1 pseudogene is annotated in these 247 nt (G+C 61.9%); it reads left to right on the forward strand.

The features are described from left to right. Positions 1 to 247 (forward strand): annotated as a pseudogene (locus AC0L2F_RS35915) (hypothetical protein); the annotation flags it as partial.

The raw sequence follows: 247 nt of genomic DNA on the forward strand, positions 1-247 counted from the left end.
GGCCGTTTACAAAGAGTGCCTGCCGGCTCGGTCGTTACCCAGAAATCCACCCTAAAGGCCTGGATCCTGAGCAAGCAACCCTCCCTGAGCTACAAGGACGCCGGTGTAGACATCGACGCCGGTGAAGCATTGGTCGAACGCATCAAGAGCGTCGCCAAGCGCACTGCGCGCCCTGAAGTCATGGGCGGCCTGGGCGGTTTTGGCGCCCTCTGCGAAATCCCGGCCGGCTACAAGCAGCCTGTACTGG

The sequence above is a fragment of the Bradyrhizobium sp. Ken64 genome, from assembly GCF_055807555.1.